Here is a 21,682-nt window from a genome sequence, read left to right as displayed (position 1 = left end):
GATGAGCGAGGCAACCATGACCGATCGCATTCTGGTGCAGCGGGCCGATTTCTCGCTGGCGGACGAATATGCCCGCCTCGCCACCCGCCCCGATAGTGGCGCCATCGTCACTTTCGTTGGCAAGGTGCGCGACTTCAATCAGGGGGAAGAGGTGAAGGGGTTGGCCCTCGAGCACTACCCCGGTATGACCGAGAAGGCGCTGGCCGATATCGTGCAGGAGGCCCGTCGCCGCTGGCCGCTGCAGGAGTGTACCCTCATTCATCGTATCGGCGAGTTGTGGCTTGGCGATCAAATCGTGCTGGTGGCGGTGAGCAGCGCCCACCGTGACGCTGCTTTTGATGCCTGTCACTTCATTATGGATTTCTTGAAAACCCGGGCGCCGTTCTGGAAAAAAGAGCTGACCGCCGAGGGTGTGCAACGCTGGGTCGAGGCCAAGGAGAGCGACAACGCCGCCGCTGCCCGCTGGCAAGCCTGACCTGTTCATTACGAGGGGCGCAGGTTCAACGGGAACCACGGCCCCGTCAAGGGGCGCGGATGTGCGGGCCCCATCAGGAGAAAGGGAATGAAACCGCTGTTATCTGTTGTCATCGCCGGCGTCTGCGCCGCCACCTTGCATACTGGTGCCGTGCAGGCCGATGAAGTGAAAGTGGCCGTGGCGGCCAACTTCAAGGGCACTATCGAGCGTATCGGCAAGGAGTTCACCGCCAAGACCGGCCACACCCTGGCCATATCGTCAGCCGCTACCGGAGTGCTCTACACCCAGATCAGCCACGGTGCGCCGTTCGATCTCTTCCTCTCCGCCGATGCGGCGACCCCCGAGAAGCTGGAAAAAGAGGGCAAGGGGAACGATCGCTTCACCTACGCCATCGGCCAGCTGGGGCTGTGGAAGAAGGGGGGGCCGGCCCCTGACGAGGCGACCCTGCGTAGCTGGAAAGGCAACCTCGCCATCGCCAATGCCCGCACAGCTCCCTATGGTGCAGCCGCCATGGCTACCCTCACCCATCTCAAGATCGATCCCAAGCAGTACCGGTTGCTGACCGGCGCCAATATCGGCCAGACCTGGCAATTTGTCGACACTGGCAATGCCGAGCTGGGCTTTGTCGCCTGGGCCAATCTGGTGGAAGCGGACAAGACTGGTGAAGCCTGGGCAGTGCCTGCGAGCTTCTATCCCCCCATCGAGCAGCAGGGGCTGGTATTGAAGAAAGGCGCCGCGGTCGAGGCGCTGGTCGCCTGGCTCAAGGGGCCGGGTCAGGCGCAGATCAAGGCAGCGGGTTATGCCTTGCCCCAATAAGGGGATGGGCCTGATGCGATACCCTGAGTGGTCGGCCTTCGGGTCGGCCACTCTTTGCAATAAGGATGGATACCATGCCGTTGGGGGCATTTATCAACCGGGAGGTCGGCAATGAGTGAAGGGGATCTGCTGGCGGTCTGGCTCACCCTGAAGCTTGCAGCCAGTACCACAGCGATTTTGCTGTTGCTGGCTCCGCCGCTGGCCTGGTGGTTGTCGCGCAGTCAGAACCGCCTGCGGCCGCTGGTGGAAGCGCTGGTGGCGCTGCCGCTGGTGCTGCCCCCCACGGTACTGGGTTTTTATCTGCTGCTCGCCTTCTCCCCTGAATATGGCTTCGGCGCCTGGTGGCGCGACACCTTTGGTGCCCCTCTTGCCTTCAGCTTTCTCGGCCTGCTGTTTGCCTCCATCCTCTATTCGCTGCCATTCGTAGTGCAGCCGCTCACCTCCGCCTTCGTCAACATGGGCAACAAGGAATTGGAGGCCGCCGCTACTTTGGGACTCGGCCCGCTGGAGCGCTTCTTCCACATCATCTTGCCGATGACCCTGCCCAGCTTCGTGATGGCGGCGGCCCTCGGCTTTGCCCATACATTGGGTGAGTTTGGCGTGGTGCTGATGATTGGCGGCAATATCCCCGGCGAAACCCAGGTGCTCTCCATCGCCCTGTTTGATCATGTGGAGGCGATGGATTATCAGAACGCCCATATTCTGGCGGGCGGTTTGATGGCCTTCTCGCTGGTGATGCTGGTGCTGGTCTATGGCGTGTTGCAGCGCAGACAGCGGAGAGTGTTCGGATGAACCAGCCCGCCACTATGCCGCCAGTGAACGAGCCGCACCGCCATGCCCTGAACCTAAATGCCCGGCGCGAGTTTGGCCCTTTTACCCTCGATTGCGCACTGACCCTCGAACTGGGGGGGATCCTCGGCCTGTTTGGCCCCTCCGGCTGCGGCAAGAGTACACTGCTGCGCATTATCGCCGGGCTCGATCGCCAACACGGGGATCGCTTGCTGTGGCGCGATCGGGAGTGCGCTCAACTGCTGCCCGAAGCGCGCCGGATCGGGCTGGTGTTTCAGGACTCGCGCCTCTTCCCCCATCTGACGGTGCTCGGCAATCTGCAACTGGCGGCCCGCAAGGGGCGAGGGCGCTGGCAGCCCGAAGCGCTGGCGGCGCGGCTCGGTTTTGCCGATCTGCTGTGGCAACCTGCCCATGCCTTGTCTGGCGGCCAACGCCAGCGGGTAGCGCTGGGGCGGGCGCTGCTGGCCGAGCCTGATCTGCTGCTGCTCGATGAGCCTTTCTCGGCGCTCGATCGGCGCAGCCGCATCCATCAGGCCCATGTGCTCAAGGGGTTGCAGCAGGAGAGCGGCATCCCGATGATCTTCGTCAGCCACGCCATGGAGGAGGTGAGCCTGCTCTGCGATCAGCTGGTGCTGCTGGAAGGTGGCAGGGTCGAGGCGCAAGGCAGGCCGAGCGAGATCTTCGCCCGCACTGATCTCTCGCTCGCCAGCCGTGACGATGCCGGGGTGATGCTAGCGGCGACCCTCTCTCACTACGATGATGACGAGCAGATGGCGACCCTGCAACTCGGCGAGCAGCAGCTGCGGGTTACCATGACCCATGTGCCGGACGAGAGCGGCCCCTTGCAGATCAAGGTGGCGGGGCGCGATGTGGTGATTGCCACCGCCCCCATCGAGCACTCCAGTCTCTCCAACTGTCTCGTCACCCGTCTGCTGGCGGTGCGCGAGGTGCGCCCCGGCCAGACCCTGTTGCAGTTGGCGCTGGGTCAGCAGATACTGCTGGCCCGGATCACCAGCCGCTCCGCCAGGCGGCTGGCGCTGGCGCCGGAGCAGCAGATCTACGCTTACATCAAGGCGGTGAGTCTGGTCAGCGAAGGCTGATTGGGCGCCGTGCTGATAACGTGGCAGGATGGCCACGGGCAACATAACAACAAGAGATGGTTCAGGTGATGAGTCGGGAGGCAATACACTGATGCGCCGCAATCAGGTGATGAAATTCAACGGTCTTGCCCTGCGCAGCGCGGGGGAGGGCCCCTTGCTATTGCTGCTGCACGGGCTGGGCTCCTCCAGCCTCGACTGGCAGGCGCAGATCGAACTGTTTTCCGAACACTACCGGGTGGTGGCACTGGACTTGCGCGGCCACGGGCAGAGCATGCAGGAGGGGCCGTTCGATGTTGCGACCCTGGCAGCCGATGTGGTGAGCTGGCTCGATGCACAGCCAGAACCCGCATGGGTGGTGGGATTGTCGCTGGGGGCCATGGTGGCGCTGGAGCTGGCGCTGCAACTGCCCCTCAAGGTGCAGGGGCTGGTGCTGGTCAACGGCTTTAGCGAGTTTCTGCTGGAAACCCCCAAAGAGCAGGAGCGTTACGCCCAGCGCCTCAAGTGGCTGCGCTGGTTTGGCATGCGCCCGCTCGCCTGGTGGCTGGGACGCGAGCTTTTCCCGGGCCCGGATCTCGCCCAGGTGCGCCATACCTTCCGGCTGCGTTTCGTGCGCAATAAAAAGAAAACCTACAAGGCACTGCTGGAGGCGCTACCTGGTTGGTCGGTACGCGCCCGACTCGGCAGCATCTGGCAGCCGGTGGCCATCATCTCCACCAGCCATGACTACCTGCCGCTCGCCAAACGGGTGGAGCAGTTTGCCGCCCTGCCCAACGCCACCATCCACACTCCCAACGGCCACCACGCCTGGCCAGCGGAAGATCCCTCGGGGTTCAACCACCTGCTGCAGCGGATCCTCTCCACCCACTGAACGTGGGTCCGGGATACAAAAAAGCCGAACCACAGGGTTCGGCTTTTTTGATCCCGTTTGCGTCAAGGATGGGAGCAGACGGGGCAGTCGGGGCGCTTGGGCAGCTTCATCTCGCGGAAAGTGCCGCTTAGGCCGTCGATCATTAGCAGGCGGCCGCTGTAGTTCTTGCCCATGCTGGCCAGGATCTTGATGGCTTCGAGCGCTTGCAGGCTGCCCACCAATCCCACCACGGGGGCGAGTACCCCGGCTTCGACACAGGTGAGGGCCTGCTCGCCAAACAGGGCGCTGAGGCAGGCGTAGCAAGGCTCATCTTCTTGCCAGGTGAAGCTGCAGAGCTGACCTTCGAGCCGGATGGCGGCGCCGCTGACCAACGGTACCCTGTGCTGGCGCGCCTTTTGGTTGAGCAGGTTGCGAATGGTCAGGTTGTCAGTGCAATCCAAGACCAGCTGGTGTCGGGGCAGCAGGGTATCGAGCAGCGCCTCATCGGCCACGGCCGTGTGGGTCTCTACCTCAAGCCAGGGGTTGAGGGCGCGCAGGGACTGCGCTGCGGAGTCTACCTTGTAGTGACCGATGCGCTCATCGTTGTGCAGCACCTGACGCTGCAGATTGGAGAGCTCCACCTTGTCGAAATCGACCAGAGTGAGCTGGCCAACCCCGGCCACCGCCAGATACTGGCTGGCGGCGCAGCCAAGGCCACCGGCGCCGATCACCAGCACCCTGGCCTGCTTGAGCGCCTCCTGCCCCTCGAAATCGAAGGATTTGAGGATGATCTGGCGGTTGTAACGCAACAGTTCGGCGTCGCTCAGGATCTCGCTCACAGCAGCAACCCCCCGAATGGCTCCACGGTCACCGTCTCGCCCGCGGCAACGCGGCCCCGTTCCCGTTCAAGAACGATGTAGCAGTTGGCTCGCGACAGTGAGCTGAACACGGCGGAGTCCTGCGAGCCGGTGCTGCGCACCTCGAGGCCGTTTGCTCCCTGACTCAGAATGCCGCGCTGGAAGTCGAGTCGGCCCGGGCTCTTTTTGAGTGGCTCGGTCGCAATGGCTTGCAGCTGGAGCGGGCGCTCGAAGTGCTGGCCCGCCAGCTTGGCCAGCGCCGGTTGCACCAGCTGATCGAAGGTGACCATGGCGGAGACGGGGTTGCCCGGCAGGCCGAAGAACCAGGCGCGGGGCAGACGGCCAAAAGCAAACGGCTTGCCCGGCTTGATGGCCAGCTTCCAGAAGCCAATCTCGCCGAGCTCGTCCAGCAGTTGTTTGGTGAAGTCCGCTTCCCCCACCGAGACGCCACCGGTGGTGATGAGTACATCGGCCTCTTCGTCGGCGCGGATAAAGGCGGCGCGTAGCTGGGCCGGATCGTCGGGGATGATGCCAAGGTCGAGGCAGTTGCAGCCCATGCGCGCCAGCATGGCCCGCACGCCGTAGCGGTTGGAGTCATAGATATCGCCGTGGGCCAGCGGGGTGCCGACCGGCTTGAGCTCATCGCCAGTGCTGAAGATGGCCACTTTCAGCGGGCGGCGCACCGCGACGGTTGCCACGCCGAGGGAGGCCAGCAGCGGCATCTCGCGCGGGGTAAGGCGGGTGCCAGCTTGCAACACACAGGCCCCCTTGCCGATATCGCTGCCGGCGCGGCGGATATTCTGGCCCGGTTCGGGTTGTGCCAGAAAAGTGATCCGATCGCCGTCGGCCTGCGTTTCTTCCTGCATCACCACCGCATCGGTGCCTGCGGGAACCGAGGCGCCGGTCATGATCCGCACGCAGTGGCCGGCGGGCCATTCACCCTGATAGGGCTGACCGGCAAACGCCTTGCCCGCCATGATGAGCGGGGTACCGCTGGCGAGATCCGCAAGGCGCACGGCATAACCGTCCATAGCAGAGTTGTCGAAGGGGGGCACGGCGAGGGGAGAGGCGATGTCGCTGGCAAGAACCCGGCCAAGGGCCTCTGGCAGGGGCTGCTGCTCGCTGTCGCAGCAGCAGGCGAGTTGTTCCAGCATCCCTTGCAGGGCATCGCTTAAGGGGAGTAGTCCGCTGGTATCAAATCCCATTGTCATGACCTCTTTCTATGATTGAAGGCGGGATTATCACAAAAATCCCCGGGTATGGGCAGGTTATCTCAAGGGAATCTCGGGGTAATCGGCGCAAAAACGGGGGTAGATGGCCATAAAGTATGAGGTGACGCACAAGTTGACTTGAATCTTGGCGGCAATGGCCGTTTACTATGCCGCCATAACAGATGGCCGTTACATCTCGTGTGGCGACCATTACAGCGATACCGTCGGCCCTGTATGCCGCCATAACATAAGGGGTTGCTCCTTGAGCGGCCCTCACAGTCCCTGAGCGTGGGAGAGAAGATAATGACAACCTTAAGTCCGGAAGCCTTGCTGGTCAGGGCTGCCCTCGAAGCCCAGGGACTGGAAACCCCCCTGGTCACCAACGAGCTTAACAGCCAGCAGAAGCGGGAGAAGATCGAAGGCCATATGCGCTCCATCATGGAGACACTGGGGCTGGATCTGACCGATGACAGTCTGGCCGAGACGCCGCACCGCATCGCCAAGATGTACGTCAACGAGATCTTCTCCGGCCTCGACTATTCCACCTTTCCCAAGGTGACGGTGATCGAGAACAAGATGCAGGTGGACGAGATGATCATGGTGCGGGACATCAGCCTCACCAGCACCTGCGAACACCACTTCGTCACCATCGACGGCATGGCCCATGTGGCCTATATCCCTCGTGGCAAGGTGATTGGTCTGTCGAAGATCAACCGCATCGTGCAGTTCTTCGCCCGTCGTCCCCAGGTGCAGGAGCGGCTGACCCAGCAGATCCTGCTGGCGTTGCAGACCCTGCTCGGTACCAAGGACGTGGCCATCAGCATCAAGGCGACCCACTACTGCGTCAAGGCGCGCGGGGTGATGGATTCGACTTCCTATACCACCACCACCTCCCTCGGCGGTGTGTTCAAGACCCAGCCCGATACCCGGGCCGAATTTCTCGGTGGCCTGCGTGGATAAGATGGCGGTTGTTTTGTAACCGCTACGCTGAATAAACGAGACGCCAGCAGCCATTGCTGGCGTTTTTCATTGTTCTTGGATGAGAGTAGCGGCCTGCAACGGCTTGACCCGCGCGGCTTGCCTTATGCAAACGTTATGTATTTTTCCGATTTATTCATCTGAGCGGTATATTTAATCGAGCACGATAAATCCCTCGTTTTCACCTTACAAAAAGTAACCGGATAGACTCTTTCCGAACCGTCACAATCCGGTTACTCTAGCGCCCCCTCACGGCTCTCGCTGCCGCTCATGGAATTCAGAGATATTCATCAAGGTTGGATGGTGCGCCACTGAACAGGTGGCCAGATAGTTCATGCCAGGAGGGCGTGAACCGGACGAGTGCTACGAATTTAACGACCACCAGGATATCCCATGAATACCAGTTCCATGACCATAGGCAAAAAACTCACCGCCGGCTTTGCCGTGCTCGGTTTGATGGTCGCCTTTATCGGCGGTTTTGCCCTTGTCCAGTTTGGCAACATGAATGATGTTGCCATCCGGTTTACCGACAGCATCTTGCCAGCGGTCAATCGCACCAGCGCGATCGGGGATTCTCTCGGTGAGTTGCGTCGTTATGAGCTGGGTTATTTCGTGGTGGCTGCCGAGCCGCTGAAAAGGGCTGAATATCGGAATATTGCCAGTCAGCAGCTTAACGCGATCGCGCAGCAGCTGATTGCCCATGACAAGACGATCTGGCCTGAGGATGTGGCGGAGCGCCGTACCTTCGATACGGTGAAATCTGACTGGGATCGTTACGTCGCCCTGCACCAGCGAGTCAAACAGCTGCAAGACAGCGATCAGCTTGCCGAAGCCCAACGCATCTTCCTTGAAGAGGGGGTACCCCTTTACACCGCGCTGAGCAAGTCAGTGGCCTCCCTTATCCAGATTAACCATGGTTATGCGTCTGAATCCCGCAGCGATATTGTCGACTCTTATCAATCCGCCAATCTGAGTGTCACCATCGCGCTGGTGATTGGTCTGATCCTTGTGGTGGTGCTCTCCGTGGTACTGACCCGCCAGATCCGCGACCCGCTGATCATGCTGGCCCGTCAGGCCCAGCGTATTGCCAATGGCGATCTGGGTCAGGGCGAACTGCAGCAGTGGATCCGTGACAGCCGCTTCAACCGCGATGAACTGGGCCAGCTGGGTTCTGCCATCAACCGGATGCAGGGCTCCCTCTCCGATCTGGTGAGCGAGATCGCCGGTTCCGTGAGCCAGCTCAGCAGCGCGGTGGAGGAGGTGAGCGCCATCTCCAGCCAGTCTGCCAGCGGCATGGCCATCCAACAGAACGAAGTCTCCCAGGTGGCGACCGCCATGAACGAGATGCAGTCCACCGTCAACGAAGTGGCCCGCAACACCACGGATGCCATGAGCGCCGCCAAGGATGCCTCCCGCACCTCTGCTGCTGGCAGCGAAGTGGTTCGCAGCTCGATTGCCAGCATCGAAGAGGTGTCGGTCAAGATTGAGCAGGCTGGCACAGTGGTGCAGCAGCTGGAGGCCGATAGCGCCAATATCAGCGTGGTGCTGGATGTGATCCGCGATATCGCCGGTCAGACCAACCTGCTGGCCCTTAACGCGGCCATCGAAGCGGCCCGTGCCGGTGAGCAGGGCCGTGGTTTTGCGGTCGTTGCGGATGAAGTGCGCTCCCTGGCCCAGCGTACCCAGGACTCCACCGCCGAGATCAGCAAGATGATCGAGCTCTTGCAGAGCCGCGCCGCCGAGGCGGGCAACGCCATGCAGCTGAGTCGTCACCAGATGCAGGAGAGTGTCGGTCTGGCACGGGATGCCGGTACCAGTATCGAGACCATCAATGGTGCCGTGGTGCGCATCACCGACATGAACACCTTGATCGCCACCGCCACCGAAGAGCAGAATGCGGTGACCGAAGAGCTCAACCGCAGCATTGTCAACATTCACAATGCCGCTGACGAGAATGCCCAGGGCGCTCATCAGATCGCCCAGGCTTGCGTCGAACTGAGCAAGCTGGCCAACACCCTGCACCATATGACCCAGCGCTTCACCCTCTAAGAGTTGATGCATGGATAACAGAAGGCCCCGCAATTGGCGGGGCCTTGTTGTTTCTGGCGTTGTGGAAGGGCTCAGCTCAGACCGACTATCTCGCCGTTCTCATCGATATCGATATGGCGATAGGCAGGCAGACTGCCCAGCCCCGGCATGGTCATGATGGGGCCCGCCAGCGCATAGACGAACCCGGCACCGGCGCAGAGCTTCACCTCGTCGATGGGCACCTCGAAATCGGTCGGCACCCCTTTGAGGGCCGGGTCGTGGCTGATGGAGAGCGGCGTCTTGGCCACGCAGATGGGCAAGTGATCCCACCCTTCGGCGGAGAGCTGGGCCAGCTGCTGGCGCGCTCTGTCGGAGAGCTGCACTCCGCGGCCGCCGTAGCCGCACTCCACCAGTGTCGCCAGCTTGGCGTCGAGGCTCATCTCATCGGGGTAGAGCAGTTTGACCTTGCTTGGCTGCTCGCAGGCGGCCACCACGGCGCGGGCCAGCTCGCTGGCACCGGCACCACCCTGGGTGAAGGCGTTGGAGATGGCCGCACCACAGGCACCGGCTTGCTGCGCTTCATGGGCCAGCAGCGCCAGTTCGGCCTCGCTGTCGGTGGGGAAGCGGTTGATGGCGACCACCACCGGCACCCCGTAGCGACGGGCGTTCCGGATATGCCAGGCGAGGTTGGCGCAGCCCTGCTTGAGGGTCGGCAGATCTTCCCCTTGCAGGCTGGCTGGCAGCGGCTGGCCCGGGCGGATATCGAGCAGGCCGCTGTTGGCCTTGAGGCCGCGCACCGTGGCCACCAGCACCACGCAGGCGGGGGTAATACCGGATTGGCGGCTCTTGATGTTGAAGAACTTCTCCAGCCCCATGTCGGAGCCAAAACCCGCCTCGGTCACCACATAGTCGGTCAGACCAAGGGCGATGCGATCGGCGATCACCGAGGAGTTGCCGTGGGCAATATTGGCAAAGGGGCCGGCGTGCACCAGCACCGGCGTCTGCTCGGTGGTCTGCATCAGGGTCGGTTGCAGCGCATCTTTGAGCAGCACCGTCATGGCGCCCGCTACTTCCAACTGTTCGGCGGTAATGGGCTTGCCGTGAATATCGCGGGCCAGCTGGATGCGGCCGATGCGCTGGCGCAGGTCTTTCAGATCGCTCGCCAGCGCCAAAATGGCCATCAGCTCGGAGGCGGCGGTAATGACGAAGCGATCGCTGCGCTCCACACCATCGGCAGCGCCCCCCTGTCCAATCGTGAGGTGGCGCAGTGCGCGGTCATTCATGTCGAGGGTGCGTGGCCAGAGGATGTTATCGCCATCGATATCGAGCCGCGGCAGGCCGGTTTTGACGGTGAACTCGGCACCCAGTTTCTGTTCGTGGAACAGGCGGGCATCGAGGGCTGCCGCCGCCAGATTGTGAGCCGCCGTCAGAGCGTGAAAATCGCCGGTAAGGTGAAGGTTCATCTCCTCCATCGGCACCACCTGGGCGTGGCCGCCACCGGCAGCGCCCCCCTTGACCCCGAATACCGGCCCGAGGCTCGGCTGGCGGATAGTGGCGATGCTGGGTTGACCGATATGGTTGAGCCCCATGGAAAGGCCAAGGGTGGTCACCGTCTTCCCTTCACCGAGCGGGGTGGGGGTGATGGCGCTCACCAGTACCAGCTTGCTGCTCTGTTTAGGCTGAGACTTGAGCAGGTCGAGGCTGAGCTTGCCTTTGTAGTGGCCATGGGGGCTGAGCAGGTGCTGGGGGATAGCGAGGCGTTCGGCCAGCGCGTGAATGGAGAGACGGGGGGACTGGCGGGAGATCTCGATATCGCTTAGCATCAGCACCTCGTTGGCATATCGGGGTAAAATATGCGGCGCAGTCTAGTGGAATATAACGGGTAATCCAATGACGAAAACGATTTTATTTGGTGAGGGTGAGGTTCGTCAGAATCCTGTTCTGCTGGATCTCAACGAACTCTATCATCCCCCCAAGCAGCCGATGACGGCGCTGGGGATTGTTAGCGCGCTGGTGCCGCTGTTCGGTTTCGGCTGGCAGGCGATGACCCAGGACCCCGAAACCCAGCTGCGCCACGAGATCCGCAAACGGGTCAACAAGCACAAGACCGACGAGGCAAACCTCATTCTGATCCTGCAGCTGGCCGCCATGTTTGACTGCCCCGAGCTTGAGGTGGCGCTCCCCTATGCCCTGAGTGAGCAGCAGTTGTCGGTTGTCCGCACCCGACTGCCACGCTGGCAGTTGCGCCCCGAGCAGGAGCGTCTGCTAGCCAAGCTCACCCCTGTTGCCGCATCCACCACCGCACCCGACCAGCGTTAGGTTTCAAGCCGGACCAGCAGGCCGGACAGTCAGGCCGTATCCTCTGCTCTGGCAATCATGCCGGCTTATCCCACTGTTGCGGGGCGAGATAGCGCTCCTGCACGAATTCGATAAAGCAGCGCACCTTTGCCGAGACGAAGCGGCGGTGCGGATAGACCGCATAAAGTCCCACCTCTCCCTTGTCCCACTCCGGCAGCAGGCTGACCAGCTGCCCTGACCGCAGGGCATCCCCCACGATAAAGGTGGGCTGCAATATGATGCCCTGATCATCACAAGCGGCGCGGGTCAGCGCCACCCCGTTGTTGGCCCGCAGCGGCCCCTGTGGCCGGATGCTCTGCTGCTCGTTTCCCCGCTTGAAGTGCCACTCCGGCTGGGTCAGGGTGTAGATCAGACAGTCGTGCTGCTTGAGATCCTCGGGCTTTTCCGGTCTGCCCTTGCGTGCCAGATAGGCGGGGCTGGCGCAAAGCTCGACCCGAATGGTGGCAAGCTGGCGCGCCACCAGCGAGGAGTCGCTGAGGTGGCCGATCCGCAGCGCCAGATCGAACCCCTCTTCCACCAGCGCTACCCGCCGGTCGCTGTACTCGATATCGAGCTTGAGATCGGGAAAGCGCTGGCGAAACAGCGGCAGGGCCGGGGAGAGGTGCAGATAGCCAAAATCCATCGGCACCGAGAGCTTGAGGGTGCCGTTCGGCTGCTGGTTGTGGTGGGTCAGCTGGCTGTGGGTCTCTTCCAACTCCGCCAGCAGGGCGAGGGAGCGCTGGTAGTAGAACTGCCCCGCTTCGGTGGGATTGACCTGACGGGTGGTGCGCGACAGCAGCCTGGTGGCGAGGGACTCCTCCAACTGCTGCATCAGTTTGGAGGCCATGGCGACCGAGATGCCGAGCTGGTTGGCGGCCTTGGTAAAGCTCTGGCACTCCACCACCTTGATAAAGGTACGCATGGCGGCGATCTGGTCCATTTTCCATCCTCAGTAAATAATGAATTTAATAAATCACTGATTATTCATCTTCAGAACGAGGTTAGCATTTTAACCACTGATGTGAACCCCAAGATGAAGGAACGAACGGATGAAAATGACCAAGGCTCTGCTGGCCTCCTGCCTGTTTATGGCTACCCCTCTGATGGCGGCGGATTACGATGTGGATGCGGCGCACACCACAGTGCAGTTCAAGGTGGGTCACCTGGGCTTCTCCGAGCTGGTGGGTCGCTTCAACACCTTCAGCGGCACCTTCAGCATGGATGACGCCAACCCGGCGGCCGCCAAGGCGAGCTTTGAAGTGGATGCCGCCAGCGTCGACTCCAATCACGAAGCCCGCGACAAGCACCTGCGCAGCCCTGACTTCCTCGACGTGAAGCAGTATCCCAAGATGACCTTCGTCAGCTCCTCTTACGAGGGCACCAAGGATAAAGGCGTGCTGAAAGGGACTCTGACCCTGCACGGCGTCTCCAAGGAAGTGGCCTTCGATCTGGTCAAAATTGGCGAAGGCAAGGATCCCTGGGGCGGCTACCGCAGCGGCTTCAACGCCTCCACCACCATCAAGCGCAGTGACTTTGGCGTGAGCTACATGCTGCCCGGCATCCCGGACGAGATGAACATCAACCTGTTTGTCGAAGGCGTGCGCAAGTAATGGGCGCGGAACTTCTGCTGCAAACCCTGGCGGCTCCTCTGGGAGCCGCTTTGCTATCGTGGCGCTGGCCGCGACTGGGGTATCTGTGGGGCGCGCTGGCGCTCTGGCTGGTGGGATCCTGGCTCGGCGGCCTCTATGGCATCCCGGCCAAAGCGTGGCAGTGGCTGCCGTTAACCCTGCTGGTGCCCGCCATCGCGGCTCAGGTGAACGATCTGCGCGGCTCGCTGCTGCTCTTTGCTGTGTTCAGTGCGCTGGTGTGGTGGCAGGGATTGGCTTCGGTATTGGCGAGCGAATCCCGGATCTGGCTGGCGCTGCTGCCCGCCATCGGCTGGTTTGGCTGGAGCACCTTGCGCTGTGATAGCCGCGAGGGGCTCGGGTTTGCCCTCGGCTTTATCTGGCTGGCGCTGGTGATCGGCATCGATGGTAGCCTGCTGATTGCCCAGTTGGCCGGTGCTCTGGCCGCTTTCGCCGGTTTTCGCGCCCTGCTCGCCACCTTTGTTGGCATTAAGGTAGCACCCGCCGGTCTGGCGCTGGCCCTCGCCTTCGTCCAGATGCTGGCCTGGCAATATGTGGAGGTGCCGCTGGTGGTGTTGCTGCCGGTCTGGTTGCTGCCACTGCTGGAGTGGGCGTTGTGTGACAAACCGTGGCCAGTGCGTTGGGGTGGGCTGATATTGCTTGCTGCCGCGGGAACTGGGCTCAGCCTGTGGTGGGTGTGGCCTGCTGCTTCTTTGTACTGATTTTTGCATGAAAAACAGGCAATTACAGTCATTTTTGCATACCCGCTCATACTCTTGGCAGATAATGATTGAGCCACCTATGTGTTTCAGATAAAAAGGTTTTTCATTTTATTTGGACACACACAGAACCCGGCCGCGCCGGGTTCTGTTTGCCTGCTTTGCGGCACATAAGGAGGCCACAGTTGCGCAGTCAAGGATCTGAGCATCTGTTTTTTCGCCATTTCACCGGACAGGGACGTATCGATGGTCTCTGCATTTTGCTGGTCACTCACCTGCTTCCCGATCGCCCCCATTTTATCGAAGCGCTTTCCCAGATTGGGCGGATTGGTGCCATTTTACCCAAACCGAAATCGGTACACGGCCCGACCCTGGAGTGGGTATCCCAGCACTATCCGGTGCTGCCCCTCAACCGGCGCTGGACCAATGATCCCGACAGTATCATCCAGCAGATTGCGCCGCTGGTGGCCCCCCACGAGCGGTTGCTGATCCTCGATATTGGTGGTTACTTTGCCAAAACCCAGGTGATCTTGAGTGAATACTTCGGCCCCCGTTTCCTCGGGGTGGTGGAGATGACCGAGAACGGCCATCAACGCTATGAGCAGGAGGTGCTGGCGACTCCGGTGGTGTCGGTGGCGCGCAGCCCCCTCAAGCAGGCCGAGGATATCCAGATTGGTTTGAGCGTGGTCTACTCCGCGGAGTCGCTGGCTCGTAACCTCAACCGTACTTTCAACGTCTGCGAAGCCGTGCTGTTTGGCTATGGCAAGGTGGGACGCAGCATCGCCCGCGACCTGCGCTGTCGCAACCTCCATCTCGGGCTGGTGGAGACCGATGTGCTGCGACAGGTCGAAGCGCTCTCTCACGGTTTTCGCTTGATCACCAAGGCCGAGGCGTTGAGCCGCGCCGAGCTGGTGATCTGCTCTACCGGCAACGGCTCGCTGGATTTGGCGGATCTGCAGGCGCTGCGCCCCGGCACCATGGTCGCCTCGGTCACCTCGGCCGACGACGAGTTTGCCTTCTCGCTGGCCCAGTTGCCGTGGCCGAGCGAAGAGGTGTGCCCCCATGTGCTGGCCCTCAACCGGCCGGATGGTACCCAGATCTACCTGCTCAACCGGGGTGAGGCGGTCAACTTCGTCCATGGCGCCGTGATTGGTGAATATGTCTATCTGGTGCTGGCGGAGATCATGGAAGGGATCCGGATGCTGGCGGCAGGCCCTCTTGCACCCGGCCTGTTCGAGCTGCCAGAATCGGCGATGCGTACCATTGCCCGCCATTGGCTGGCCGATTTTCATGGGGTTGATCAGCACTGATTTGACCAAACCGGGATCGGCCATTGGGCGGCAGTACGCCACTTCCCGCCATTGTCGCTTTTTTATGGAGTCACTCATGACCGAGTCTGAAACCCTGATCAGCAAACCCCGCATCGAAATCCGCTACTGCACCCTCTGTCGCTGGATGCTGCGCGCCGCCTGGCTGGCGCAGGAGCTGCTCTCCACCTTCGACAGCGATCTGGGGGAGGTGGCGCTGGTGCCGGCCAGCAAGGGGGAGTTCCGCATTCTGGTGAGCGGGGTTCAGGTGTGGGATCGGGTGGTCGATGACGGCTTCCCCGAGGCCAAGGAGATCAAGCAGCGGGTGCGTGACGTCATCGCCCCTGAGCGGGATCTCGGCCAGTCGGATCGCAAGGCGGCCGAGTAACGCCAGATGTGCCTAACGGCTCGAAAAGGTGCTGAGCATGAGAGCGAAAGGAGAGGGAGGCCATGGCCTCTCTCTCCTTTTTTGCCTTTGGCTGTTTGCCTGGCGCCTGCAGGGCTATGAGCGCGGCTCGGCCAGATGGCTGCCGATATAGCGGGCACGCTTGTGGGACTTGATGCGGCTCACATCGACCCACACCAGCCCGTCGATGCAGTGGTTGAAGTCGGGGTCGATGCCAAAATCCATAAACTGGACGCCGCCCGGCTCGCACAGCTCGGAATACTGCTTGTAGAGGGTAGGGATGGCGCAGCCCAGATTGTCGAGGCGGGCCTTGAGTGCTTTGAGATCGGCGCCGTAATCCACCCCCTCGAACAGAGGTTGCGTCTCGGGGTAGGGACGGCGGGAGGGGGCCAGCGCCAGCTCGGGGGCAAAGTGCTGGCGGTAGAAGCTCACCAGCAGATCCTTGGCCGCCGGCGGCAGGCTGCCGGAGAGCGACACCGGACCAAACAGGTAGCGGTAGCGGGGATAGCGGGCCAGATAGGCACCGATGCCGAACCAGAGATAATCGAGCCCCCGCTTGCCCCAGTAGGCGGGCTGGATAAAGCTGCGGCCAAGCTCGATGGCCTGCTCCAGTCGTGGCAGCAGCTTATCCTCGAAGCCGAACAGGGTGTGGCTGTAGAGGCCATCCTTCCCCTTGCTGGCCAGCAACTCCGCCACCGGGGCGAACCGGTAGGCACCGATAATGTCGAGTCGGGCCGGATCCCAGAGGATCAGGTGGTGATAGTCGTTGTCAAAACCATCGAGATCCCGCCGCTTGCCGGATCCTTCCCCCACCGCGCGAAAAGCGATCTCCCGCAGTCGCCCCAGCTCGCGCAGGATCACCGAGTGACTCAGTTCATGGCGGCGGTAGAGGTAGATCCCCTGACCATCCGGGGTGGTGCCGAGCTGTTCGCAGCTTTCGATGGCCTGTTTGAGCTGGCGGCGATCCTCCGGCAGGGCGATGGGGGCCTCGGTCTGCAGCCGTCCCGCCTTGCCACGGCCAATCCGGTAGAGGTGGTTGCGCACCAGCCGCGCCGCCGTCTTGGCTGGCAGCTCCTGAAAACTGCCGAGCGGAATGCGCGCCCCTATGGTCACCGGCAGGGTCTGCCCCTGCTGGCGAAACAGCTGACGCACCAGCAGCAGGGCGGAGGCGGGCTTGTTGAGCCAGGAGGCGAGATAGAACCAGAGGCTGTTGCGCCCTCCCAGATGGATGGGCACCAGCGGGGTGCGGGTGCGCTGGGCCAGCTTGATAAAGCCTGCCTGCCAGGGGCCATCTTTCACCCCCTTGAGGCCAAGCCGCGAGACTTCACCTGCGGGGAAGATCACCAGCGCCCCTTCATGGGCGAGGTGTTCATTCATAGCGAGGATGGCCTGTCGATCGGTCTTGCCCTCCATATTGTCCACCGGCAATAGCAAAGGGCGTAGCGGCGCGAGCTGGGCCAGCAGCTGGTTGGCGACGATCTTCACATCGGGGCGGATGCGACCGAGCAGTTGCAGCAGCGCCAGTCCGTCCAGCGAGCCGATGGGGTGGTTGGCAACAAGAATAACCCGGCCGCTGGCGGGAATATGCTCCAGTTGCGCCTCGCTGACCCGATAGTCGAAATCGAGTTGGGTCAGCGCCTGCTCGACAAAGTCGAGGCCGCGCAGGTGCGGATAGCGTGCGGCAAAGTCGGCAAAGGCCTGCTCGTTGAGCAGCCAGCCCAGCAGCCGCTTTAACAGCGGGGTGAGCAGGGGGTAGCCAAGCAGGCGGGGGAAGTGCTGGGTCAGCAGGGTATCGATAGTGAACATCTGGGGGGCTCCGGCGATCCGTTGCTCCCAGCATGATGTGACACTGTTCCCGCGACATGTCAGCGGGATGACAGTTTGATGGCAGTGGCAGCCAGTTGCTCCTGAGCGACTCTCCCCGGTTTCCCTTTCCTGATGGGGGATGGCCAGATAGCAAGGGGGGAGCCGGTTAACCGGCTCCCCCCTTGGTTGTCATGGTAATCGATTAACCTCGCCAGGCTGCGGTGAGGCGCACCAGCTCCACCAGGGTGGCGACCGCTTTCTCCATGGATTGCAGCGGGATGAACTCGTGCTTGCCGTGGAAGTTGTGACCACCGGTGAAGAGGTTGGGGCAGGGCAGACCCATAAAGGAGAGACGGGCTCCATCGGTACCGCCGCGAATGGGCTTGATCTTCGGCACCACGTCGGCGGCCTCCATGGCGGCCTTGGCCAGCTCGACGATATGCATGTGCGGCTCGATCTGGCTGCGCATGTTGCGATAGCTGTCGGTCAGGGTCAGCTCGATGCGGGCCTTCGGATACTCGGCCTGCAGGGCGGCCACCCGGCTCTGCATCTCGGCCTTGCGAGCGGCAAAGTGCTCGTCGTCGAAGTCACGGATGATGTAGTGCAGGGTGCTCTCCTCCACGGTACCGCTCATCTGGGCCAGATGGAAAAAGCCCTGATACCCGTCGGTGCATTCCGGGGTCTGCTCGGCAGGCATGGCGGCGTGGAAGCGTGCGGCGAGGGTCTGGCTGTTGATCATGCTCCCCTTGGCGGTGCCGGGGTGGACGTTATTGCCGATAAAACGCACCGTGGCGCTGGCGGCGTTGAAGTTTTCATACTCCAGCTCGCCCAGTTCGCCGCCATCCACGGTATAGGCCCACTTGGCCGGGAATCGGTCGAGCGGGAACAGGTTGGCGCCGCGGCCAATCTCTTCATCCGGGGTAAAGCCGACCCAGATATCGCCGCGCGGGATCTCGGGGTGGGCCTGCAGGTGGTCGATGGCGGTGAGGATCTCGGCGATACCCGCCTTGTCATCGGCGCCCAGCAGGGTAGTGCCATCGGTGGTGATGAGATCCTGCCCCAGGTAGTTTTTCAGGAAGCGGTAGTCACGGATGGCGAGCACCTCGTCACCCTTGCCAAGGCAGATGTCGCCGCCCTGATAGTTTTCGATGATTTGCGGTACTACGTGTTCCGCCTCGTAGTCGGCGGTATCCATGTGGGCAATCAGGCCGATGGCGGGAGCGTCCGGCTGGTTGCCCGGCAGGCAGCCGGTGAGGTAGCCGTTTTCATCCAGGGTGACCTGGCTCAGCCCCAGCGCCTTCATCTCTTCTTGCAGGGCACGGGCAAAGATCAGTTGGCCTTCGCTGCTGGGGCAGGCTGGATTGGTCTCATCGGAGCGGGTATGAAAAGTTACGTAACGCAGAAAACGCTCAAGCAGGGTATCCATTAGTCAGCCTCTAACCGATTGTGAGCGGTCATTGTGGCCAATCCGTGCGGGGCACTCATTGCGTCAGCGCAGGTTTTTCCCATTTTTTGACGCAAGGGAAGAGCGGCGAATGTGCGGCGCAACGTCCGGGAGGGAGATCGCATAAATGTGGCATTTATTGCGATATTTAGGCGCTGGCGGTGGCGGCCAAATTCCCCTCTGCGACCGCACAGCAAGGCGTCAGCCCAATCATGGCGTTTTCACGCACTTTTCAAGGGGAAACCGGGCTGTCGCATAACCTGCGCCATCCCAGAGCCCGCCTGCCCGCCAGCAAGATTTGATCGACTTATTAAAAGGGGATTTTGAACACTATTTTTTATTGTCACTGCCCGCGGTAAGTGTGTACACTCCGCGCCGATCCAAGGGCAACCCTGAAGCAGGCAGAGCCGCCAGAAACCCGACCGATCATACGCCTATAGGGCGAGGCACGCAGAAACGACAGACACTGCTGGGGAATGGTTTCTTTAATACCGGTTAGGCTCCGGTATCAGGGAGAACAACAGACTCTCATCCTTCATTTGACCGAGTGGGCCACCGGCTCATCATCTTCCCTTGTCATGGGCGGTCACTGACGGTGAGGTGGGCTGTGGTTGTTGTCGTCTATCAACACGCATGCGTGCTGGCGCCTTCGCTTCTCTTCCTTGGAACCCTCTCCTTCTGTCGGGATCGCTGCCGAATGATGAACTGACGGCGTGGCTGATGTCGTCTGTCATCAAAGTACCGCGGCGCTACGGCATAGTGGCACCGCATACCGTTGAGCTTGATGTAAAGCCACCAGCCCCACATCAAGACTCGTTACTTCCCCAAGATCCACCAGGCAGCCTCTGGCTTGCCGCGATGTGCAAAGCGTTGGTTTGGGTGGCTGCGTCTCGTGATGGCCGCGCTCGCCGTACTCTGCACTAGATGGTCTGGATGTGATTGAGGGTAACGAAGGCGACTTTGGGTCGCTCATTTGCGAGGCATAGCCCATGACTAACTGGTCCAGCAAGGACTCCTTGAAGGTCTACAACGTTCCCTACTGGGGTGCGGGTTTTTTCAATATCAATGACGCCGGTCATGTGACCGTCGCCCCCGACAAATCACGCCCTGACGCGCATATTGTGCTCTCTGACGCCATCGAACAGTTGCGTCAGTCCGGGCTGACCACCCCCGTGTTGCTGCGCTTCCCCGACATTCTCAAGAGTCGGGTCGATGCGCTGTTCAACGCCTTTGGTCAGGCCATCGAGAAGTCAGGCTATGAAGGGGACTACCTCTGCGTTTACCCGATCAAGGTAAACCAGCAGCGTCGTGTCATCGAGACCATCAGCCAGTCCTACAGCGACAAGCCCCGGCTTGGCCTGGAAGCTGGTTCCAAACCGGAACTGCTGGCCGTGCTGTCCCATCACCATGAGCAAGGCTCGGTGATCGTCTGCAACGGTTACAAAGACCGCGAATATATCCGCCACGCCCTCTTGGGCAACCTGATGGGCCACAAGGTCTACATCGTGGTGGAGAAGCCCTCCGAGCTGGAAATGGTGCTGGACGAGTCAGCTCGTCTCAACATCAAGCCCAACATCGGGGTGCGTGCCAAGCTCGCTTCCACCGGCTCCGGCATGTGGGAATCGAGTGGCGGCTCCATGTCCAAATTCGGTCTCTCCGCCTCCCAGATCCTGGCGCTGATCGAGCGTTTGCGCGGGCTGGGCAAGCTGGATTGCCTGCAACTGCTGCACTTCCATCTGGGCTCCCAGATCGCCAACATCCGCGACATTCAGGGCGGCATCCGCGAGTGCGGCCGTTTCTACGCTGAACTGCGTCGCCTCGGTGCCAACATCGAAGTCGTTGACGTCGGCGGCGGCTTGGGGGTGGATTACGAGGGAACCCGTTCCCAGAGCCACTGCTCCGCCAACTACAGCCTCTCCGAGTACGCCAATAACGTGGTATGGGGCATCGGCGATGTCTGCCGCGAGTTCGATCTGCCGCACCCGACCATCATCAGCGAGTCCGGCCGTGCCCTGACTGCCCACCACGCCGTGCTGGTCACCAATATCATTGGTGCCGAAGGGGTGGAGATGAACGACATCAGCGCGCCGGACGAAGATGCGCCGACCATTCTGCAGAACATGTGGAAAGGCTGGCTGGATCTGCGCAGCGAAGATCCCTCCCTGCTGGAGATCTTCCATGACTCGGTGGCAGATCTGGGTGACGTGAATACCCAGTACACCATGGGCCTCTTGAACCTTGAACAGCGTGCCTGGGCCGAGATGCTGCACCAGAACACCTGTCTGGCGCTCAAAGAGATGCTCAACCCGGTCAACCGCAACCACCGTGCGCTGGCTGACGAACTGAGTGAAAAGCTGGCGGACAAGTGCTTTGCCAACTTCTCTCTGTTCCAGTCCCTGCCGGATGCCTGGGGTATCGGTCAGGTGTTCCCGGTGATGCCGCTGGCTGGCCTCGAGCGTCCGCTCACCCGTCGCGGCATCCTGATGGATATTACCTGCGACTCCGACGGTCAGGTCGAGCACTACGTCGATGGTCTGGGGGTCGAGAGCACCCTTCCGATGCCGGTTTATGGCGAGAACGAAGAGTGCCATGTCGGCTTCTTCCTGGTCGGTGCCTATCAGGAGATCCTCGGCGATCTGCACAACCTGTTCGGTGACACCCACTGCGCGGAAGTGTGGCTGGACGAAGAGGGCAAGATGGACATTCGCAACGTGGTGCGTGGCGACACCGTCGACCAGCTGCTGCGTTACGTCAACATCGATCCGTCCGTCATTCGCGAAAACTACCAGCGGATCGCCGCTCATCCGGCGCTGGACGATGCCACTCGCAAAGCCCTGCTCGACGAGCTGGAGCTTGGCCTGCAAGGCTACGCCTATCTGGAAGACGAATAAGCGCCCGCGCTTGATGTTCGCCGTGAAGGCATAAAAAAGGGAGGCA

The 21,682-nt window shown here is 61.5% G+C and carries 19 protein-coding genes; 13 read left to right on the top strand and 6 right to left on the bottom strand.

Features of this window, described 5'->3' with window-relative positions; translation table 11 throughout:
• Position 1: 1 nt before the first annotated feature.
• The 5 genes from moaE to A9G06_RS12030 all read left to right on the top strand — a co-directional run bounded on the left by moaE (position 2) and on the right by A9G06_RS12030 (position 4,048).
• A complete protein-coding gene (moaE, locus tag A9G06_RS12050) occupies positions 2-475 on the top strand; it encodes a molybdopterin synthase catalytic subunit MoaE (protein ID WP_043821146.1) in 474 nt (157 codons plus the stop codon).
• 87 nt (positions 476-562) lie between these two features.
• Positions 563-1,291 carry a molybdate ABC transporter substrate-binding protein gene (gene modA, locus A9G06_RS12045; protein ID WP_069555396.1) on the top strand — a complete coding sequence of 243 codons (729 nt, stop codon included), beginning with the start codon at positions 563-565 and terminating at the stop codon, positions 1,289-1,291.
• A 111-nt stretch (positions 1,292-1,402) separates the two neighbouring features.
• Positions 1,403-2,083, top strand: coding sequence for a molybdate ABC transporter permease subunit (modB, locus tag A9G06_RS12040; RefSeq protein WP_005353447.1), 681 nt, complete (start codon positions 1,403-1,405; stop codon positions 2,081-2,083).
• Entirely contained in the window at positions 2,080-3,180 is a 1,101-nt protein-coding gene (modC, locus tag A9G06_RS12035) for a molybdenum ABC transporter ATP-binding protein (RefSeq protein WP_069555395.1), read from the top strand. Before modB ends, modC begins: the two co-directional genes overlap by 4 nt.
• Positions 3,181-3,271: 91 nt before the next feature.
• Positions 3,272-4,048 (top strand): alpha/beta fold hydrolase, encoded by a 777-nt coding sequence (locus tag A9G06_RS12030; protein WP_069555394.1) that lies wholly within the window; start codon positions 3,272-3,274, stop codon positions 4,046-4,048.
• Between the two features lie 62 nt (positions 4,049-4,110).
• On the opposite strand, the gene moeB is transcribed toward A9G06_RS12030, so the two are convergent.
• Positions 4,111-4,866 (bottom strand): molybdopterin-synthase adenylyltransferase MoeB, encoded by a 756-nt coding sequence (gene moeB, locus A9G06_RS12025; RefSeq protein WP_069555393.1) that lies wholly within the window; start codon positions 4,864-4,866, stop codon positions 4,111-4,113.
• The gene (gene moeA, locus A9G06_RS12020; protein WP_069555392.1) at positions 4,863-6,089 is read right to left on the bottom strand and encodes a molybdopterin molybdotransferase MoeA; all 1,227 of its coding nucleotides are present in this window, start codon (positions 6,087-6,089) and stop codon (positions 4,863-4,865) included. The genes moeB and moeA overlap by 4 nt, the downstream gene beginning before the upstream one ends.
• A gap of 309 nt (positions 6,090-6,398) precedes the next feature.
• On the opposite strand from moeA, the gene folE reads away from it, so the two are divergent.
• On the top strand, positions 6,399-7,055 hold the full coding sequence (gene folE / locus A9G06_RS12015) for a GTP cyclohydrolase I FolE (RefSeq protein WP_005334419.1): 657 nt from the start codon (positions 6,399-6,401) through the stop codon (positions 7,053-7,055).
• A gap of 411 nt (positions 7,056-7,466) precedes the next feature.
• Entirely contained in the window at positions 7,467-9,122 is a 1,656-nt protein-coding gene (locus A9G06_RS12010) for a methyl-accepting chemotaxis protein (protein ID WP_069555391.1), read from the top strand.
• Between the two features lie 71 nt (positions 9,123-9,193).
• Here the strand turns inward: A9G06_RS12010 and A9G06_RS12005 are convergent, their stop codons facing one another.
• On the bottom strand, positions 9,194-10,924 hold the full coding sequence (locus tag A9G06_RS12005; RefSeq protein WP_069555390.1) for a formate--tetrahydrofolate ligase: 1,731 nt from the start codon (positions 10,922-10,924) through the stop codon (positions 9,194-9,196).
• A gap of 67 nt (positions 10,925-10,991) precedes the next feature.
• On the opposite strand from A9G06_RS12005, the gene A9G06_RS12000 reads away from it, so the two are divergent.
• The gene (locus A9G06_RS12000) at positions 10,992-11,420 is read left to right on the top strand and encodes a hypothetical protein (RefSeq protein ID WP_069555389.1); all 429 of its coding nucleotides are present in this window, start codon (positions 10,992-10,994) and stop codon (positions 11,418-11,420) included.
• 55 nt (positions 11,421-11,475) lie between these two features.
• Here the strand turns inward: A9G06_RS12000 and A9G06_RS11995 are convergent, their stop codons facing one another.
• A complete protein-coding gene (locus A9G06_RS11995; protein ID WP_069555388.1) occupies positions 11,476-12,378 on the bottom strand; it encodes a LysR family transcriptional regulator in 903 nt (300 codons plus the stop codon).
• Between the two features lie 109 nt (positions 12,379-12,487).
• On the opposite strand from A9G06_RS11995, the gene A9G06_RS11990 reads away from it, so the two are divergent.
• The 4 genes from A9G06_RS11990 (at position 12,488) to A9G06_RS11975 (ending at position 15,477) form a co-directional block, all read left to right on the top strand.
• On the top strand, positions 12,488-13,048 hold the full coding sequence (locus tag A9G06_RS11990) for a YceI family protein (protein ID WP_040065174.1): 561 nt from the start codon (positions 12,488-12,490) through the stop codon (positions 13,046-13,048).
• Entirely contained in the window at positions 13,048-13,785 is a 738-nt protein-coding gene (locus A9G06_RS11985) for a hypothetical protein (protein WP_069555387.1), read from the top strand. Before A9G06_RS11990 ends, A9G06_RS11985 begins: the two co-directional genes overlap by 1 nt.
• A 182-nt stretch (positions 13,786-13,967) precedes the next feature.
• Positions 13,968-15,092, top strand: a complete 1,125-nt coding sequence (locus A9G06_RS11980) for an adenosylhomocysteinase (protein ID WP_069555386.1) — start codon at positions 13,968-13,970, stop codon at positions 15,090-15,092.
• A gap of 76 nt (positions 15,093-15,168) precedes the next feature.
• On the top strand, positions 15,169-15,477 hold the full coding sequence (locus tag A9G06_RS11975; RefSeq protein WP_069555385.1) for a SelT/SelW/SelH family protein: 309 nt from the start codon (positions 15,169-15,171) through the stop codon (positions 15,475-15,477).
• Positions 15,478-15,591: 114 nt separating this feature from the next.
• Here the strand turns inward: A9G06_RS11975 and A9G06_RS11970 are convergent, their stop codons facing one another.
• A complete protein-coding gene (locus A9G06_RS11970) occupies positions 15,592-17,301 on the bottom strand; it encodes a GNAT family N-acyltransferase (RefSeq protein ID WP_069555384.1) in 1,710 nt (569 codons plus the stop codon).
• A gap of 202 nt (positions 17,302-17,503) precedes the next feature.
• On the bottom strand, positions 17,504-18,727 hold the full coding sequence (pepT, locus tag A9G06_RS11965) for a peptidase T (RefSeq protein WP_069555383.1): 1,224 nt from the start codon (positions 18,725-18,727) through the stop codon (positions 17,504-17,506).
• Positions 18,728-19,734: 1,007 nt separating this feature from the next.
• Between pepT and speA the strand changes: the two genes are divergently transcribed.
• Positions 19,735-21,636 (top strand): biosynthetic arginine decarboxylase, encoded by a 1,902-nt coding sequence (gene speA, locus A9G06_RS11960; protein WP_069555382.1) that lies wholly within the window; start codon positions 19,735-19,737, stop codon positions 21,634-21,636.
• Positions 21,637-21,682: the final 46 nt, after the last annotated feature.

Source organism: Aeromonas sp. DNP9 (assembly GCF_001728955.1).
Taxonomy (GTDB): Bacteria; Pseudomonadota; Gammaproteobacteria; order Enterobacterales; family Aeromonadaceae; genus Aeromonas; species Aeromonas veronii.
Note: the sequence above shows the minus strand (reverse complement) of the source record. Positions and strands in the feature narration are given on the sequence as shown.

Excerpts from the sequence above, each read along its gene's own strand:
- moaE (WP_043821146.1), top strand. The coding sequence starts at position 2 with ATGAGCGAGGCAACCATGACCGATCGCATTCTGGTGCAGCGGGCCGAT.
- modA (WP_069555396.1), top strand. The coding sequence starts at position 563 with ATGAAACCGCTGTTATCTGTTGTCATCGCCGGCGTCTGCGCCGCCACC.
- modB (WP_005353447.1), top strand. The coding sequence starts at position 1,403 with ATGAGTGAAGGGGATCTGCTGGCGGTCTGGCTCACCCTGAAGCTTGCA.
- modC (WP_069555395.1), top strand. The coding sequence starts at position 2,080 with ATGAACCAGCCCGCCACTATGCCGCCAGTGAACGAGCCGCACCGCCAT.
- A9G06_RS12030 (WP_069555394.1), top strand. The coding sequence starts at position 3,272 with ATGCGCCGCAATCAGGTGATGAAATTCAACGGTCTTGCCCTGCGCAGC.
- moeA (WP_069555392.1), bottom strand. The coding sequence starts at position 6,089 with ATGGGATTTGATACCAGCGGACTACTCCCCTTAAGCGATGCCCTGCAA.
- folE (WP_005334419.1), top strand. The coding sequence starts at position 6,399 with ATGACAACCTTAAGTCCGGAAGCCTTGCTGGTCAGGGCTGCCCTCGAA.
- A9G06_RS12010 (WP_069555391.1), top strand. The coding sequence starts at position 7,467 with ATGAATACCAGTTCCATGACCATAGGCAAAAAACTCACCGCCGGCTTT.
- A9G06_RS12005 (WP_069555390.1), bottom strand. The coding sequence starts at position 10,924 with ATGCTAAGCGATATCGAGATCTCCCGCCAGTCCCCCCGTCTCTCCATT.
- A9G06_RS12000 (WP_069555389.1), top strand. The coding sequence starts at position 10,992 with ATGACGAAAACGATTTTATTTGGTGAGGGTGAGGTTCGTCAGAATCCT.
- A9G06_RS11995 (WP_069555388.1), bottom strand. The coding sequence starts at position 12,378 with ATGGACCAGATCGCCGCCATGCGTACCTTTATCAAGGTGGTGGAGTGC.
- A9G06_RS11990 (WP_040065174.1), top strand. The coding sequence starts at position 12,488 with ATGAAAATGACCAAGGCTCTGCTGGCCTCCTGCCTGTTTATGGCTACC.
- A9G06_RS11985 (WP_069555387.1), top strand. The coding sequence starts at position 13,048 with ATGGGCGCGGAACTTCTGCTGCAAACCCTGGCGGCTCCTCTGGGAGCC.
- A9G06_RS11975 (WP_069555385.1), top strand. The coding sequence starts at position 15,169 with ATGACCGAGTCTGAAACCCTGATCAGCAAACCCCGCATCGAAATCCGC.
- A9G06_RS11970 (WP_069555384.1), bottom strand. The coding sequence starts at position 17,301 with ATGTTCACTATCGATACCCTGCTGACCCAGCACTTCCCCCGCCTGCTT.
- pepT (WP_069555383.1), bottom strand. The coding sequence starts at position 18,727 with ATGGATACCCTGCTTGAGCGTTTTCTGCGTTACGTAACTTTTCATACC.
- speA (WP_069555382.1), top strand. The coding sequence starts at position 19,735 with ATGACTAACTGGTCCAGCAAGGACTCCTTGAAGGTCTACAACGTTCCC.